The following is a 13,708-nucleotide window of genomic DNA, read 5'->3' as shown; positions in this document are numbered from 1 at the left end:
CGACGGCCGGGCGCGCCGATCCGTCGGCGGCGGCGGCCGTTCGCGCGCCGGCGTCGGTCGCGACCGCCGAGCGCGTCGGGCTTCCCGTCGCGGCGGCCGGGCCCGCGGGGCCGTCCGTCGCCACGGCAGAACGTGATGAGGTGTGCGTTGCCGCGGCCGAGCGTGCGGGGGCGTCCGACGCGGCGGCCGGGCGCGGCGAGGTGTCAGTCGCCGCCGCCGAGAGCGCGGGAGCAGCGGTCCGATCGGTCGGGCGTGTGGGGGTGTCGGTCGCGGCGGCCGGGGGTCGGCGCGCGTCCAGGGTGACGTCCATGACGGGACGGTACGGGCCGTCGGACCACCCGTGGACGCGGCGAACCGTTCCGTCGCCGTGACCTTCCTACGATCGGGGGACGGCCGCGGCCGCGATTCCCTCGACCTCCGTGCCGACCGGGGCCAGCAGGAAGACGTTCCGGTCGACCCGGTGCATCCCGCTGCCCAGTCCGAAGACCACGCCGCTGCTGAAGTCGAGGATCCGCTTGGCCACTTCGCCGTCCGCGCCCGTGAGGTCCAGCAGGACGGGGATCTGCGCGATCAGGTACTCCGCGACCTCGCGCGCGTCGGCGAAGATCTGGACCCGGATCACCACGAAGCGCCGCTGTTCCGCCGCCGCGGCCCCGGAACCCTTGGGGATGGTGCGGTGGTCCACCCGGGAGGGCCATTCGTTGCGACTGCGCAGGGGCACCACCTGCGCGAGTCCCTCCCACTGTTCGTCCGTGACGTCGTACCTGCTCACCGGGCCGCCTCGGCCGTGCGCTTCATGTGCATCCGCCCATCCTCTCGCGTTTCACCCGTTCAGCCCAACACCGACACGAAGCACGTAGGGTCGCCGTCATGACCAATGGCGACGAGGTCCGTACGGTACGCGACATCGCGGGCGCCGGTGCCGCCCGGCGGCCCGCCTCCCGACCTGGTCCCCGGGCGCCGATCCCCCTTCCCCGGCAGCGGGCCGACGCCGTGCGCAACAGGGCTCAGATCCTGGCGGCCGCCGAGCAGTTGTTCACGGAACGCGAACCCCGCAGCGTGACGATGGATCAGATCGCCAAGGCAGCCGGGGTGGGCCGCGCCACCCTCTACCGCCGCTTCCCCGACCCCGCCTCCATCGCCGCCGCGCTCCTCTACGAGGACGAGCGGATCCTCCAGGAGCGCCTCGCCTACGGTCCGCCCCCGCTGGGCCCGGGCGCACCGCCGGCCCTGCGGCTGGCGGCCTTCTACGCCGCCGCGGTCGAACATCTGGAGCGACACCTTCCACTGACCCTGGGCATCCTGCCGGGACCCGGCCGATTCGCCGCGGCGACGTACGGACAGTGGCGTGCCCACGTGCGGGGGCTGCTCGCGGCCGCGGGAGCCGCCGATCCCGAGGTCAGCGTGGACGTGCTGCTGAGTCCGCTGGCGCCGGAGGTCTACCAGTTCCAGCGGCACACCCTCGGCTTCCCGCCCGAACGGATCGCCGAGACGCTCGGGCGACTCGCCGGCGGGGTACTCCCGGACCACCGAATAGGTTAGGTTAGGCATACCTAACTCGCTTTGAGAGGGAGAGATCCGCATGCGCCTGCCCGGTGCCCCCGCCGCCACGCCCCCCGCCCGGCCGACCGAAGCCGAACGGGTCCGGTCCATCCTGGCCGCCGCCCACTCGATGACGGTGGTCGTCGACGGGGTGCGCAGCGAGGTGCGCCAACTGGACGGCGGCGACGTGCTCGGCCGGTTCCACTTGCATCCGGCCGCTCCGGCCGCCGGACACTCCACCCCCGCGGACGACGACCGCCCCGCCATCCGCCTGGAGTTCACCGACATCGCGCCCACCCCGGTGCGCGACCGGGTCCGGGCCCGCGTCACCGTGCTGGGCCACCTGCTCACCCCCTACGCCGACGAGAACTCGGCCGCCGGGGACAGCACCTGCGTCGAGTACGGCCGGGCGATCCTGGAAACCTCGGAGGGGACCTCGTACATCGGGCTGGAGGAGCTGGACGAGGCCTGGCCCGATCCGCTCGCCCCCTACGAGGCCGGCATGCTCACCCACCTCCTCGACGACCACCCCGAGCTGGTCACCCTGCTGCTGCGGCTGGTCCGGCCGCTGCCCTCGGCCGCCGTCGTGCGCGCCCTGCCCCTCGCCCTGGACCGGTACGGAATCACCCTGCGGCTGGAGGAGCGGCGCGGCCACCGCGACGTCCGGCTGGCCTTCCCCTCGCCGCTGGACGACGTGGAGCAGTCGGGCGCCCAGATCCAGGCCCTGCTCAGCGCCGCCCGCCGGCGCTCCCACCGCAACACGCTGCCCGCCTGAAGGGCGCACGCACGGCTCCGCGCCGGACGGAAAGCGGAATAGCCTCCGTGGCCCCCGGGTTGGGATGACCATGAAGGCAATCACTTATCACGCGTACGGAACCCCCACCCGGTTAGAGCTGGTTGACGCCCCGGAACCGAAGGTCGGCCCCAGCGAGGTGTTGATCCGCGTCAAGGCGGCCGGGGTCAACCCCGTCGACTGGAAGCTCGCCGCGGGATTCCTCGGGCACGTCCTCGAAGTGCGCCACCCCGTCATCCCCGGCTGGGACGTGGCCGGCATCGTCGAGGCCGTCGGCCCGGACACCGACGACTACGCCGTCGGGGACGAGGTCTTCGGCTACGTCCGCAAGGAATGGGTACAGCTCGGCACCTACGCCGAGTTCGTCGCCGCCCCCGTCCGCACCCTCGCCCGCAAGCCGCGCGGGCTGACCTTCGAGCAGGCCGCGGGCCTGCCGCTCGCCGGGCTCACCTCGTACCAGGCCATCACCCGCGCGGGCGTCGCCGCCGGGCAGACCGTCGTCATCCATTCCGCCGCCGGCGGCACCGGATCGCTGGGCGTACAGATCGCGGTCGCCCTCGGCGCCCGGGTCATCGGCACGGCCGGCGCCCACAACCACGACTACCTGCGCGGCCTCGGCGCCGAACCGGTGCTGTACGGGGACGGCGTCGCCGACCGGATCCGCGCGCTCGCCCCCGAGGGCGTGGACGCCGGGCTCGACTTCTACGGCGAGGGCGGCGTCGAACTCCTCCAGTCGGTGGTCCGCGAGGGCGGCCCGGTGATCTCCATCGCCGACAACGACGCCGGGTCCAAGGGCGCCAAGCACATCTGGGCGCGGGCCGACACCGCCCACCTCACGGCCCTCGCGGAACTCGCCGATTCGGGCCGGCTCACCGTCAACGTCGAGCACGCCCTGCCGCTCGCGGAGGCCGCCGAGGCCTGGGAACTGAGCGCCAGGGGCCGGACCCGGGGCAAGATCGTCCTCACCGTCTGAGGCGGAGGGGCCGAGGGGCCGAGGGGCGGGCGGGCGAACGGCCCTCGACCGCGCCCCCACCGCACCCCGACGGTCCGCCGGAACGCGACCGCGCTCCGGCGGACCGCGCTCCGGCGGACCGCGCCGCCCGTCAGGAGATGATCGGCTGCCCGGGGCCGCCCATCGAGGGGCCGACGGCCCGCAGCGCCCCGGGGGTGCGGCCGTGCCCCCAGCCGATCTCCCTCCGGTAGCTGCCGAGCAGGCCGCTGCCCGCCAGCGCGTCCTCGTCCCGTACGGCCGGGTCCTCGGACTGCGGCCGGGTGAGCGGGGACACGAACAGGGCGTCGACCGGGCAGTTCGCCTCGCACAGGAAACAGGTCTGGCAGTCCTCGTGCCGGGCCAGGAGCGGTATCCCGTCCGGGCCGCGCTCGAAGACGTCCGTGGGGCAGACCTCGATGCACTTGTCGCAGGCGATGCATCGCCCGGCGGACACCAGCTCGATCACACCGCCACCCCCGTCCCGCGCCCGGCCGCCGGCCCGGCCCACACCCGGTCGAGCCCGCCCGCCAGGATGCGGTGGTGCTGCGCCGGGTCCTGCTCCGGGTGGTCGAGGCGGCGGGCCATGCCGCGGGACTCGGTACGGGCCAGGGCGGAGGCGTACATCCACCGCGCGTGCGCGGTCATCGCCGCGGCCTGCCGGGCCTTGACCAGCCCGGCACCCTCGCCGTGGAGCCGGGCGCGCAGCTGCGCCCAGCCCGCGTCGAGGGAGCGCAGCGCCTCGCTGAGCCCCTCCCCGTGGCGGAGGTAGTTCTTGTCGTAGGGGAGCACCTCCCCCTGTACGAGTTCCACCGCCTCGCGGTGGTCGAGGGGCGCGGCGGCGTTCCCCGTCGGGCGGAGCCCCGCCCCACCGGCCCCGCCGACCCGCCGGGCGGCGGCGCTGCCCGAGCCGAGGGACCGCGCGTGCCGGGCGGCGCCCCGCCCGGCCCAGCTGCCGGAGGAGATCGCCCAGGCCGCGTTGTGGCTGCCGCCCCCGGTGAAGCCCCCGCAGATCTCCTCGCGGGTGGCCGCGTCCCCGGCGGCGTACAGGCCGGGGACCCCGGTGGCGCAGTCGTCGCCGGTGATCCGGATCCCGCCGGTGCCGCGCACGGTGCCCTCGGCCAGCAGGGTCACGGCGAACCGGTCGGTGAAGGGGTCGATGCCCAGCCGGTCGAAGGTGAGGAAGAAGTTGGGCTGCGCCCGACGCATCGCCGCCCGGGCGTGCTCGTCGGCCCGGTCCAGGCGGGCGAACACCCGGGCTCCGGTCAGGAGTTCGCGGGCGATGACCGAGCGGCCGCCCTGGGAGGCGGCGCCCTCCAGGGCCTCGCCGTCCTCGCGGTAGAAGGTGGCGAAGGAGTAGAACGCCGTCTTGGTGACGGAGGTGCCCTCGGGGGCGATGCCGTAGGCGTTGGAGAACTCCATGCCCGACATCCGCGCCCCGACCTCGGCGGCGAAGAGCGCGCCGTCGCCGGTGTTGGTGTTGGTCCCGAGGGCCCCGCTGAGGAAGGCGCAGCCGCCGGTGGCGAGGACCACGGCGCCGGCCCGGACGCGGTAGTCCTCACCGGCCTGGCGCCGGTGGCCCGCCGCTCCGGCGACGGCCCCGTCCCGGTCGGTGAGCAGTTCGGTGACGGGACTGTGGTCGAGGATCCGGACCCCGGCGCGGCGCACCCGCACGCGCATCCGCCGCATGTACTCGGGGCCCTGGAGGCCGCCCCGCAGCAGCTGTCCGTCGGTGCCGGTGGGGAAGGGATAGCGGCCCTCGACGGCCAGTTCGTTGATCCGGTCGTAGGTCTCGTCGAGGACCCGGGCCATCCAACGCCGGTCCGCGAGGTAGCCGCCGAGGCCCTCCCGGGAGGCCATGGCGGCCTCCCGGGCGGCGGGTTCGGGCGGGACGTACCAGACGCCGGTGCCGCCGGCGGCCGTGGCGCCGCTGGTCCCGCACCAGCCCTTGTCGGCGAGGACGACGCGCGCTCCGTCCTCGGCCGCCTTCAGCGCGGCCCAGGTGGCGGCCGGTCCGCCGCCGACGACGAGGACGTCGGTGAGGAGATCGCTCATACCGTCCCCTTCGCGTACCGGTTGGCGGGCCGGGGCAGGCCGTAGTTCTCGCGCAGGGTGGCGCCGGTGTACTCGGTGCGGAACAGTCCGCGCCGCTGGAGGATCGGCACGACGTGGTCGACGAAGTCGGTGAGTCCGGTGGGCAGCACGGGCGCCATGATGTTGAACCCGTCGGCGGCGCCCTGCGTGAACCACTCCTCCAGCTGGTCGGCGATCTGCTCGGGGGTACCGGCGAACACGCGGTGGCCGCGACCGGCCCCGAGCCGGGCGATCAGCTCGCGCAGGCTGAGTCCGTCGCGGCGGGCGAGTTCGGCGACGAGCGTGAAGCGGCTCTTGTTGCCGTTGATGTCCCGCTCCTCGGGCAGCTCGGGCAGCGGGCCGTCGAGGTCGGCGCCGGTCAGGTCGACGCCGAGCATCCCGGAGAGCTGGGCGAGGCCGTACTCGGGCACCTGGAGGTCGGTGAGCTGCTGCTCCAGGGCCTTCGCCTCGGCCTCGGTGGAGCCGATGACGGGGGCGATGCCGGGCAGGACGAGGAGGTCGCCCTCGGCGCGGCCGTGACGGGCCAGCCGGGACTTGATGTCCTTGTAGAACGTCTGGCCGTCGGCGAGGGTCTGCTGGGCGGTGAAGACGGCCTCCGCGTACTGGGCGGCGAACTCCTTGCCGGCCTCGGAGGATCCGGCCTGGACGAGCAGGGGGTGGCCCTGGGGCGAGCGCGGCACGTTGAGCGGGCCGGCGACGCCGAAGTGCTCGCCGCGGTGGGCGGCCGGGTGGAGCTTGTCGGTGTCGACGTAGATGCCGCGCTCCTTGTCGAGGACGATCGCGTCGTCCTCCCAGCTGTCCCAGAGCTTGGTGGCGACGTCGAGGAACTCGCGGGCCCGCTCGTAGCGCAGGCCGTGCTCCAGGTGCTCGTCCCGGTTGAAGTTGCGGGCCTCGTCGACGGTGCCGGAGGTGACGATGTTCCAGCCGGCGCGGCCGTTGCTGATGTGGTCGAGGGAGGCGAACTTGCGGGCGGTGTGGAACGGCTCGTTGAAGGTCGTCGAGACGGTCGCGATCAGTCCGATGTGTTCGGTGACGGCGGCTATGGCCGAGAGCAGGGTCAGCGGCTCGAAGCCGCCGAGGGCGTTGTAGCGGGCCTTGCCCCAGAGGGCGAGGCCGTCGGCGAAGAAGATGGAGTCGAGCCGTCCGCGCTCGGCGGTGCGGGCCAGTTCCTGGAAGTAGCGCAGGTCGGTGACGCGCTCCGGGGCGCTGTCCGGGTGTCGCCAGGCGGCGTCGTGGTGGCCGGCGTTCATCAGGAAGGCGTTGAGGTGGAGGGTGCGGGGTGCGGACATGTCTGTTCCCTGTGTTCGGTGGTGGGCGCGGGGCGGGGACGCCGGGGCGGGGCGCGGGTGCCGGGACGCGGTCCGTACCCGGTACGAGGGACCGGGTACGGGTACGGGGCGGATGCGGGTGCGGGCTCCGGGAGGAGGGGCCAGGACCGGGGCCGGACCCCGGGGTGCGGGGAGTCCGGCCCCGATCCTGGAGCGCGGGTCAGGCCGGGACGCGCCAGACGCTGAGGCGGCGTTCGATCGTGACCAGGACCTGGTTGAAGGCCACGCCGATGGCGGAGATCGTGATGATCCCCGCATACATCTGCGGGATGGCGAAGTTGTACTGCGAGGCGTTGATCAGGTAGCCGAGGCCCGCCTTGGCGCCGATCATCTCGGCGGCCACGAGGACCAGGATCGAGACCGCGCCCGCGAGGCGGATGCCGGTGAAGATGGCCGGGACCGACGACGGCAGGATCACCTTCTGGAAGAGCCTGGGCGTGGACAGGTCCATCGAGCGGGCCAGCCTGACCAGCGTGGGGTCGGCGTTGCCGACGGCGCTGATGGTGTTCAGCAGGATCGGCCACACGCACGCGTAGACGACGATCGACACCTTCGAGGTCTCGCCGATGCCGAGCAGCAGGACGAAGACCGGCAGCAGCGCGAGCGCCGCCGTGTTGCGGAACAGCTCCAACAGGGGGCCGAGGAAGGCCGCGACGGGCCGGTACCAGCCGATGAGCAGCCCGAGCGGGACCGCGACGACCACGGCGATGGCGAATCCGCCGAACGATCGGGTGAGGCTGGCCCGGGCGTGCTCCCCGAGCTGTCCGTCACCGAGCAACTCCCACCAGGCCACGGCGACTTCGGAGACCGGCGGCAGGAACGTGGCGTCGACCAGCCCGAGCCGCGGCGCCGTTTCCCACACGGCCAGGAGGCCGATGATGGCCGCCGACCGGAGCAGCGCGGCCCGCAGCCACCGGAGCACGGTGGCCGGCCCGAACGACGTCCCGGCGCGGGCCGCGGCCTTGACCGGGGCCGCGTCCCCCCGGGGGGCCGCACCCTCGCCGGAGGACGGCTCCCGGGACCCGCGCTCCTCGGCGGGCGCGGCCGGTGCGGGCGCCTCCGGAACGGGCGCCCCCGACACGGGCGAGTCCGACACCGACGCCGCCCGAGCGGCCGGTACGGGTGCCTCCGCGACGGCCGACGCGTTCGGGGCGGCGGTCTGCGCGGCCGCGGGCGCCGCGGCTTCGGTTCCGGTGCTCATACCGTGGCCTCTTCCTTCTCCAGTTGCTGGGCGCGGGCCACCTCGTCGTGGAGCAGGGTCCAGATCTCGTGGCGGTAGCGGGCGAACTCGGGGCTGGAGCGCAGGTCCTCACCGGTGGCGCCGGCGGCGCGGCCCCCGAAGGAGACCGGGACGACCTCCTTGATCCGTCCGGGGCGGGAGGTGATGACGGCGACCCTCTGCCCGAGGTACACGGCCTCCTCGATGCCGTGGGTGATGAAGACGACCGTCTTGCCGGTGGTCTGCCAGATCCGGCGCAGTTCGTCCTGGAGGGACTCGCGGGTCTGCGCGTCGAGCGCCGCGAAGGGCTCGTCCATCAGGAGGACGTCCGGGTCGTAAGCCAGCGAGCGGGCGATGGCGACGCGCTGGCGCATGCCGCCCGACAGTTCGTGCGGGTGCCGGTCCTCGAAGCCGGTGAGACCGACCAGGTCCAGGAACTCGCGCGCCTTCGCGGCCCGCCGGCGGCGCGGAACGCCGGTGGCCTCCAGGCCGAACTCGACGTTGCCCAGCGCCGTGCGCCACGGCAGCAGCGCGTACTGCTGGAAGACGATGCCCCGGTCCAGGCCGGGCCCGGTGACGGGCTTCCCGTCCAGCAGGATCCGTCCGGAGGTCGGCCGGGTCAGGCCGCCGAGGAGGTCGAGGAGGGTGGATTTGCCGCAGCCGCTGGGGCCCACGACGACCACGAACTCGCCCGCCTCGATCTCCAGGTCGATGCCGTCGAGGGCGGTGAACTCCTCCTTGGCCTTCTTGTCCTTCGTCGGGAAGGTCTTGGTGACCGACTCGAAGACGATCTTCGCCATGGTGGGGTCCTCAGCCCTTTCCGTTGCCGTTGAACTCGTTGGTGAACAGGTCCGCCGCCTTCAGCTGGCCCTTCTTGACCTCGCCCCGGTCGCCGAGCCAGTCGATCCAGAGCTGGAACTCCTTCTCGTCGATCCGGCCGGCGGGCGCCGCGACGCCGTAGGAGCGCCAGTACTGGAGGGTCGAGGTGTCCTCGTTGCGGCCCCGCTTCTTGACGATCTCCGTCATCCTGGCGATGACCTGCTCGCGGGGGGTGGTGCGGGACCACTCGATGGCCTTGCCGACACCGGTCGTGAAGGTGCGTACGGTGTCCGGGTTCTCCTTGATGAAGCGCTGGGTCATCACGTACGTGCCGCCGCTGAAGGCGCCCAGCAGGTCGAAGTCGCTGAACAGCGGGCGGATGCCACCGGCCGCGACGGCCTTGTCGCGCAGCACTCCGCTGAGCACGCCGACCTCGATCTGCTTCTGCCGCAGGGCCTGTTCGGTGTTGACCGGGGGCACGACCAGGGCCTCGACCTTGGCGGAGTCGGCCCGCGAGAGGCCACCGCGGCCCAGGTAGATGTCGAGGAGGGCCTGGGCGTGGGCGCCCAGGGTGTTCATGCCGACCTTCTTGCCGATGAGGTCGCGGGCGGAGCGGATCGGGCTGTCCTCCAGGACGTAGTAGCCCAGGTTGGTCTCCTTGTCGGAGCCGTAGTACGAGATGACGGCCTTGACGGGGGCCTTCCCCGCGGCGAGCTTGACGACGGCCCCGTTGAAGGCCCCGCCGAAGTGGGTCTGGCCGGTCGCGGCGGACTGGATGTCCTGCGGACCGCTGATGGTGTTGCCCACCCAGTCCAGGGTGAGGCCGCCCAGGAATCCGAGGTCGGCGGCGAGTTCGGGCAGCGTGACCGCCCCGACCGCGCCCTGGTACTTGAGCGCGGTGATCTGCTTGCCGGACCCGGACCCGCCGTTGGCGGTGGCCGTGCCGCAGCTCACCGCGGCCGCCGAGATGCCGAGCAGGGTGAGGAACTGGCGCCGGGAGGTGGTCTTCGAGGTGAAGGCTGCGGGCATGGCTGGTCCTTGTCGGTTCGTACGGGGTGCGGGGTTACGGGGCGGCGGTGAGGGCGGCGGCCCCCACGCCGCCGAGGGCGTCGGCGAACTCGTCGACGGCCTGGAAGAGGTCGAGTTCCGCCTCGGGAAGCAGCCGGTCGGGGCCGTTGCCGCGCTCGACGGAGGAGTCCAGGACGAACCGGCCCGCGGTGACGTGCCGGGCGCCGAGGGCGGCGAGCACCGGGCGCAACGCGTAGTCGATGGTCAGGACGTGGGCGAGGCTGCCGCCGGTGGCCAGCGGCAGTACGGTCTTGCCGGCCAGGCCGTCCTGCGGGAGCAGGTCGAGGAAGGCCTTGAGCAGGCCGGTGTACGAGGCCTTGTAGACCGGGGTGGCGATCACCAGGCCGTCGGCCGCGGCGACGGCTTCGAGGGCGCGGCGTATCTCCGGTTCGCCGCGGCGGGCGGCCAGCAGGTCGGCGGCGGGAAGGTCCCGCACCGCGAGGTGCGAGGTCTCGAACCCGGCGTGGGAGAGGCGGCGCAGGACGTGGTCGGCGACGACCGCGGTGCGGGAGTGGACGGAGGGGCTACCGGTGAGGGCGAGCAGTCTGGGCACGTGGGCTCCTTGGCGGCGGTGTACGGGGGCGTCTGCTTCGGCTTCGGCGTCTGCTCCGAATCAGGCGGAAGCGCCGACCTGGGCGTCGTTCGAGGCTCCGGACGCGATGCCGAACGCGGGGTCCGGGACGGACTCCGGGCTGATCAGGCGGGAGGGGACCCCGTCGGGGCCGACCGGGACGTCGCCGTCGACGGTGACGCGGCGCAGGGTGCGCTCGTGGTCGTCGGAGTCGTCGACGCCGTAGTGCTGGGTGGCGCGGTTGTCCCAGATCGCGACGTCGCCGTCCTGCCACTGCCAGCGGACGGTGTTCTCGGGGCTTTCGATGTGGGCCTGGAAGAGGTCCTGCAGGACGCGGGAGTCGCGGCCGGTCAGGCCCTGGATGCGCTGGACGAAGTTGCCGAGGAGCAGGGTGCGTTCGCCGGTCTCGGGGTGGACGCGGACCACCGGGTGCTCGGTCAGGAACTCGGTGGAGGTGAAGACCTCGCGGTATTGGGCGAGCGCCTCGGGAAGTGCGTCAGGCCTCAGCGCTGCGTAGTCGTAGGCGTTGGAGTGGACGGCGCGCAGGCCGTCCGCGAGGACGCGCAGCGGCTCGGGGAGGTGGGAGTAGGCGGTGGCGGTGTTGGCCCAGAGGGTGTTGCCGCCGTACGGGGGGATGGTGACGGCGCGCAGGATGGAGAAGGCCGGGTAGGCCGGGACGAAGGTGACGTCGGTGTGCCACTGGTTGGCGCGGGCGCCGTGGTGGGAGTCGATGCCGAGCGCGTAGCGGCCGTCGGCGGAGGGGACCGTGGGGTGCGCGACGGGTGCGCCGAGGAGCTGGGAGAAGGCCTCGTGGCCGGCCTCGTCGAGGTGGTCCTGACCGCGGAAGAAGACGACCTTGTGGGCGAGCAGCGCGGAGCGGATCTCGGCCACGGTCTCGGGGGCGAGGTCGCCGCCGAGCCGGACGCCGCCGATCTCGGCACCGATGCGGCCGCCGATCTTCGTCACGGTGGTGCGGAGCGCAGTGGTCATGGTAACTCCCTGGTCAGAGGCGTGCGGGGATTATTTCCGCAGCGGAAGAAATGGCGTTACGAGAAGCGTCGAGTGCCACGGGGCGTGGCGGCGGTACGGAACGGGGGACGGCGGGGGCGATCGGTACCGGTGGTGGCGGGGGCGGCGGGTGGTACGCACTCCCCAGGCGGGCGGGCGGCGTCCCGCGCGGCGCTGCGCGGGGTGGATCGCCACCGGGCCCGGACGGGGAGCACCCGCCGCCGGGGAACACCCGCCGCTCGGGGCGGACGGGCCGTACGCGGCGCGCGGAGCCGAAAGGCCCAGCGGGAACGGTGGGCCGCCCGGACCGGAGCCGGCCGGAGCCGGTCGCAGCCGTGCCGGCCGGGATCACACCGGCCGGATCACGCCGGACGGGAACGGAGAGGACCGGATCGGACTCGGCGGGACCGGGCTCGGACCGGGATCAGCCGGACCGGGCTCGACCGGACCGGGCTCGGACCGGGATCAGCCGGACCGGGCTCGACCGGACCGGACCGGACTGAGCCGGACCGCGTCGGATCCGAGCCGACCCGTACCGATCCGACCCGTACCGGTCGGGCCGACCGCCGGGTGGGGCGGCCGGTGTCCCGGCGCTCCGGGCCCGGGCGGGAAGCTCAGGCGCGGCGGTGGGCCGGACAGCGGCCCGGACACCCACCCGGCGCGGTACAGAGGCCGGAGGTGCGGAGCCGCGGGGCGAGGCGTTCGTTCGCGGACATGTCCCGGAGCCTGTCAGCGCCCCCGCCCCCGGTCAACCCCCGGCCCCGGGCGGCGAAACCGACCCGCCCCGAACCCCCGCGACCCGATCTGACCAGGTCTTTCACCGCCTCCACGAAGTCCGCGCGGCACCCCTCGGCGGCTGGAAACGGTGGCCTGATTTCACGGTCCCGCAATGCGGCCGCCACGGACCGCCCGGTACCCGGTCCGGCATGATCGGGGAAACGGACAGTCCCGCCCCGAGGAGGCCCCGTGACAGACAGGACCGGCGACCGGCGCGGGGCCGCCAACGCCGCCACCGTGCTGCGGACCGTGCTGGAGCACGGGCCCGTGGCGCGCAGCGGGATCTCCGAGCTGTGCGGGCTGAGCCCCGCCGCCGTGTCCCGGCAGACCACCGGGCTGCTGCGCGGCGGCCTGCTGCGCGAGCTCCCCGAACCCGTCGGCCCGACCGCCTCGGGGCGGCCGCGGATCCCGCTGGACCTGCACACCGGGGCCGTGGGCGGGCCGGTGGCGGCGGGGCTGCACATCGGGGTGCCGTCCTCCACCTTCAGCCTCGTCGACCTGCGCGGGCAGGTCCTCGCCCGGCGCGCGTTCCCCTACGCGGACCCCACCGATCCCCGGCTCGCGGCCCGCATCGCCCACGAACTCGCCGGTTTCCTGGCACGGTTCGACACCGGCCGTCCGCTGATCGGGGTCGGCGCCGCCCTCGGCGGCTGGGTCCGACCCGACACGGGGACCGTCGTACGGCATCCGGCGCTCGGGTGGCGGGGCATGCCGCTGGCCGCGGACCTGTCCAGGGCACTCGGTCTGCCGGTGCGGGTGGACAACCACGCCCGGGCCGTCGCGCGCGCCGAGATCCTCTACGGGCCGCCGGCGGCCCGCCGGAGCCTGGTCCACCTCTTCATCGGGAACGTGGTCGACGCCGCGTTCGGGATCGAGGGCACCGTCCACCAGGGCCCCGGGTCCGCCGCGGGCGACGTGGCCCACCTCCCGGTGCCCGAGTCGCGGGCGGCCTGCGCGTGCGGACGTACGGGCTGTCTGCAGGCGACCGCGTCCGACACCGCGCTGGGCGCCGAGGCCGTACGGCGCGGGATCGTCCCCGATCCGTCCGTCCCGATGCTCGTGGACGCCGCCGCCGCCGGCGACCCGCGCGCGGACGGGCTGCTGCGCGAGCGTGCCCGGGCCGTGGGGCGGGCGGCCGCCCTGCTCCTCGACGTGTTCAACCCGGCCGTCATGGTCGTCACCGAACTGTCCAGCGTCCTGCACGAGGGCTACCTGGACGAGATCCGCGGGGCGGCCACCGACCGCTCCCACGTCTGCGACGAGCCCGGGCGCATCATCGCCCCGCACGCCGGACCGGCCGTACTCCCCCAGGCCGCCGCGACCGTCCTGCTGAGTCCGCTGTTCCAGGACCCGGGCCGCGTCACCTCCGGCTGACGGGCGTCCCGCAGGTGGCCGGAACCCGCCGGAACCCGTTCCGGACGCGGCCGCGCGCCGCACCGACCCCCGTCTGACCTGGGAGTGCGAGATCACATCCGGCGGTTATGGTCTCGCCTGAGCGGCC

13 protein-coding genes and 1 pseudogene are annotated in these 13,708 nt (G+C 74.0%); 4 read left to right on the top strand and 10 right to left on the bottom strand.

Annotated elements, in window-relative coordinates:
* Together NOD94_RS18125 and NOD94_RS18120 are read right to left on the bottom strand one after the other, a co-directional pair.
* A pseudogene (locus tag NOD94_RS18125) lies at positions 1-310 on the bottom strand (hypothetical protein); the annotation flags it as partial.
* Between the two features lie 66 nt (positions 311-376).
* On the bottom strand, positions 377-772 hold the full coding sequence (locus NOD94_RS18120; protein WP_281207004.1) for a cell division protein SepF: 396 nt from the start codon (positions 770-772) through the stop codon (positions 377-379).
* Between the two features lie 98 nt (positions 773-870).
* On the opposite strand from NOD94_RS18120, the gene NOD94_RS18115 reads away from it, so the two are divergent.
* The 3 genes from NOD94_RS18115 to NOD94_RS18105 all read left to right on the top strand — a co-directional run bounded on the left by NOD94_RS18115 (position 871) and on the right by NOD94_RS18105 (position 3,308).
* A complete protein-coding gene (locus NOD94_RS18115) occupies positions 871-1,542 on the top strand; it encodes a TetR/AcrR family transcriptional regulator (protein ID WP_281207003.1) in 672 nt (223 codons plus the stop codon).
* Between the two features lie 40 nt (positions 1,543-1,582).
* A complete protein-coding gene (locus NOD94_RS18110; protein WP_281207002.1) occupies positions 1,583-2,317 on the top strand; it encodes a DUF2470 domain-containing protein in 735 nt (244 codons plus the stop codon).
* Positions 2,318-2,387: 70 nt separating this feature from the next.
* Positions 2,388-3,308 carry an NADP-dependent oxidoreductase gene (locus NOD94_RS18105; protein WP_281207001.1) on the top strand — a complete coding sequence of 307 codons (921 nt, stop codon included), beginning with the start codon at positions 2,388-2,390 and terminating at the stop codon, positions 3,306-3,308.
* A 130-nt stretch (positions 3,309-3,438) separates the two neighbouring features.
* On the opposite strand, the gene NOD94_RS18100 is transcribed toward NOD94_RS18105, so the two are convergent.
* The 8 genes from NOD94_RS18100 to NOD94_RS18065 all read right to left on the bottom strand — a co-directional run bounded on the left by NOD94_RS18100 (position 3,439) and on the right by NOD94_RS18065 (position 11,412).
* The gene (locus NOD94_RS18100) at positions 3,439-3,792 is read right to left on the bottom strand and encodes a ferredoxin family protein (RefSeq protein WP_281207000.1); all 354 of its coding nucleotides are present in this window, start codon (positions 3,790-3,792) and stop codon (positions 3,439-3,441) included.
* Positions 3,789-5,378 carry an FAD-binding protein gene (locus tag NOD94_RS18095; RefSeq protein WP_281206999.1) on the bottom strand — a complete coding sequence of 530 codons (1,590 nt, stop codon included), beginning with the start codon at positions 5,376-5,378 and terminating at the stop codon, positions 3,789-3,791. The genes NOD94_RS18100 and NOD94_RS18095 overlap by 4 nt, the downstream gene beginning before the upstream one ends.
* Entirely contained in the window at positions 5,375-6,706 is a 1,332-nt protein-coding gene (locus NOD94_RS18090; protein ID WP_281206998.1) for an LLM class flavin-dependent oxidoreductase, read from the bottom strand. The genes NOD94_RS18095 and NOD94_RS18090 overlap by 4 nt, the downstream gene beginning before the upstream one ends.
* A gap of 199 nt (positions 6,707-6,905) precedes the next feature.
* Positions 6,906-7,946, bottom strand: a complete 1,041-nt coding sequence (locus NOD94_RS18085; RefSeq protein ID WP_348652339.1) for an ABC transporter permease — start codon at positions 7,944-7,946, stop codon at positions 6,906-6,908.
* Positions 7,943-8,764, bottom strand: coding sequence for an ABC transporter ATP-binding protein (locus NOD94_RS18080; protein WP_281206997.1), 822 nt, complete (start codon positions 8,762-8,764; stop codon positions 7,943-7,945). Before NOD94_RS18080 ends, NOD94_RS18085 begins: the two co-directional genes overlap by 4 nt.
* A 10-nt stretch (positions 8,765-8,774) precedes the next feature.
* A complete protein-coding gene (locus NOD94_RS18075; RefSeq protein ID WP_281206996.1) occupies positions 8,775-9,812 on the bottom strand; it encodes an ABC transporter substrate-binding protein in 1,038 nt (345 codons plus the stop codon).
* Between the two features lie 34 nt (positions 9,813-9,846).
* Complete coding sequence (gene ssuE, locus NOD94_RS18070; RefSeq protein ID WP_281206995.1) at positions 9,847-10,404, bottom strand: NADPH-dependent FMN reductase; 558 nt, start codon at positions 10,402-10,404, stop codon at positions 9,847-9,849.
* 60 nt (positions 10,405-10,464) lie between these two features.
* Positions 10,465-11,412 (bottom strand): TauD/TfdA family dioxygenase, encoded by a 948-nt coding sequence (locus NOD94_RS18065; protein WP_281206994.1) that lies wholly within the window; start codon positions 11,410-11,412, stop codon positions 10,465-10,467.
* 984 nt (positions 11,413-12,396) lie between these two features.
* On the opposite strand from NOD94_RS18065, the gene NOD94_RS18060 reads away from it, so the two are divergent.
* On the top strand, positions 12,397-13,581 hold the full coding sequence (locus NOD94_RS18060; RefSeq protein ID WP_281206993.1) for an ROK family protein: 1,185 nt from the start codon (positions 12,397-12,399) through the stop codon (positions 13,579-13,581).
* The last annotated feature ends 127 nt before the right edge of the window (positions 13,582-13,708 follow it).

This window comes from Streptomyces sp. Isolate_45 (assembly GCF_024721315.2).
Lineage (GTDB): Bacteria > Actinomycetota > Actinomycetes > Streptomycetales > Streptomycetaceae > Streptomyces.
Note: the sequence above shows the minus strand (reverse complement) of the source record. Positions and strands in the feature narration are given on the sequence as shown.

Excerpts from the sequence above, each read along its gene's own strand:
- NOD94_RS18115 (WP_281207003.1), top strand. The coding sequence starts at position 871 with ATGACCAATGGCGACGAGGTCCGTACGGTACGCGACATCGCGGGCGCC.
- NOD94_RS18110 (WP_281207002.1), top strand. The coding sequence starts at position 1,583 with ATGCGCCTGCCCGGTGCCCCCGCCGCCACGCCCCCCGCCCGGCCGACC.
- NOD94_RS18105 (WP_281207001.1), top strand. The coding sequence starts at position 2,388 with ATGAAGGCAATCACTTATCACGCGTACGGAACCCCCACCCGGTTAGAG.
- NOD94_RS18095 (WP_281206999.1), bottom strand. The coding sequence starts at position 5,378 with ATGAGCGATCTCCTCACCGACGTCCTCGTCGTCGGCGGCGGACCGGCC.
- NOD94_RS18090 (WP_281206998.1), bottom strand. The coding sequence starts at position 6,706 with ATGTCCGCACCCCGCACCCTCCACCTCAACGCCTTCCTGATGAACGCC.
- NOD94_RS18085 (WP_348652339.1), bottom strand. The coding sequence starts at position 7,946 with ATGAGCACCGGAACCGAAGCCGCGGCGCCCGCGGCCGCGCAGACCGCC.
- NOD94_RS18080 (WP_281206997.1), bottom strand. The coding sequence starts at position 8,764 with ATGGCGAAGATCGTCTTCGAGTCGGTCACCAAGACCTTCCCGACGAAG.
- NOD94_RS18075 (WP_281206996.1), bottom strand. The coding sequence starts at position 9,812 with ATGCCCGCAGCCTTCACCTCGAAGACCACCTCCCGGCGCCAGTTCCTC.
- NOD94_RS18065 (WP_281206994.1), bottom strand. The coding sequence starts at position 11,412 with ATGACCACTGCGCTCCGCACCACCGTGACGAAGATCGGCGGCCGCATC.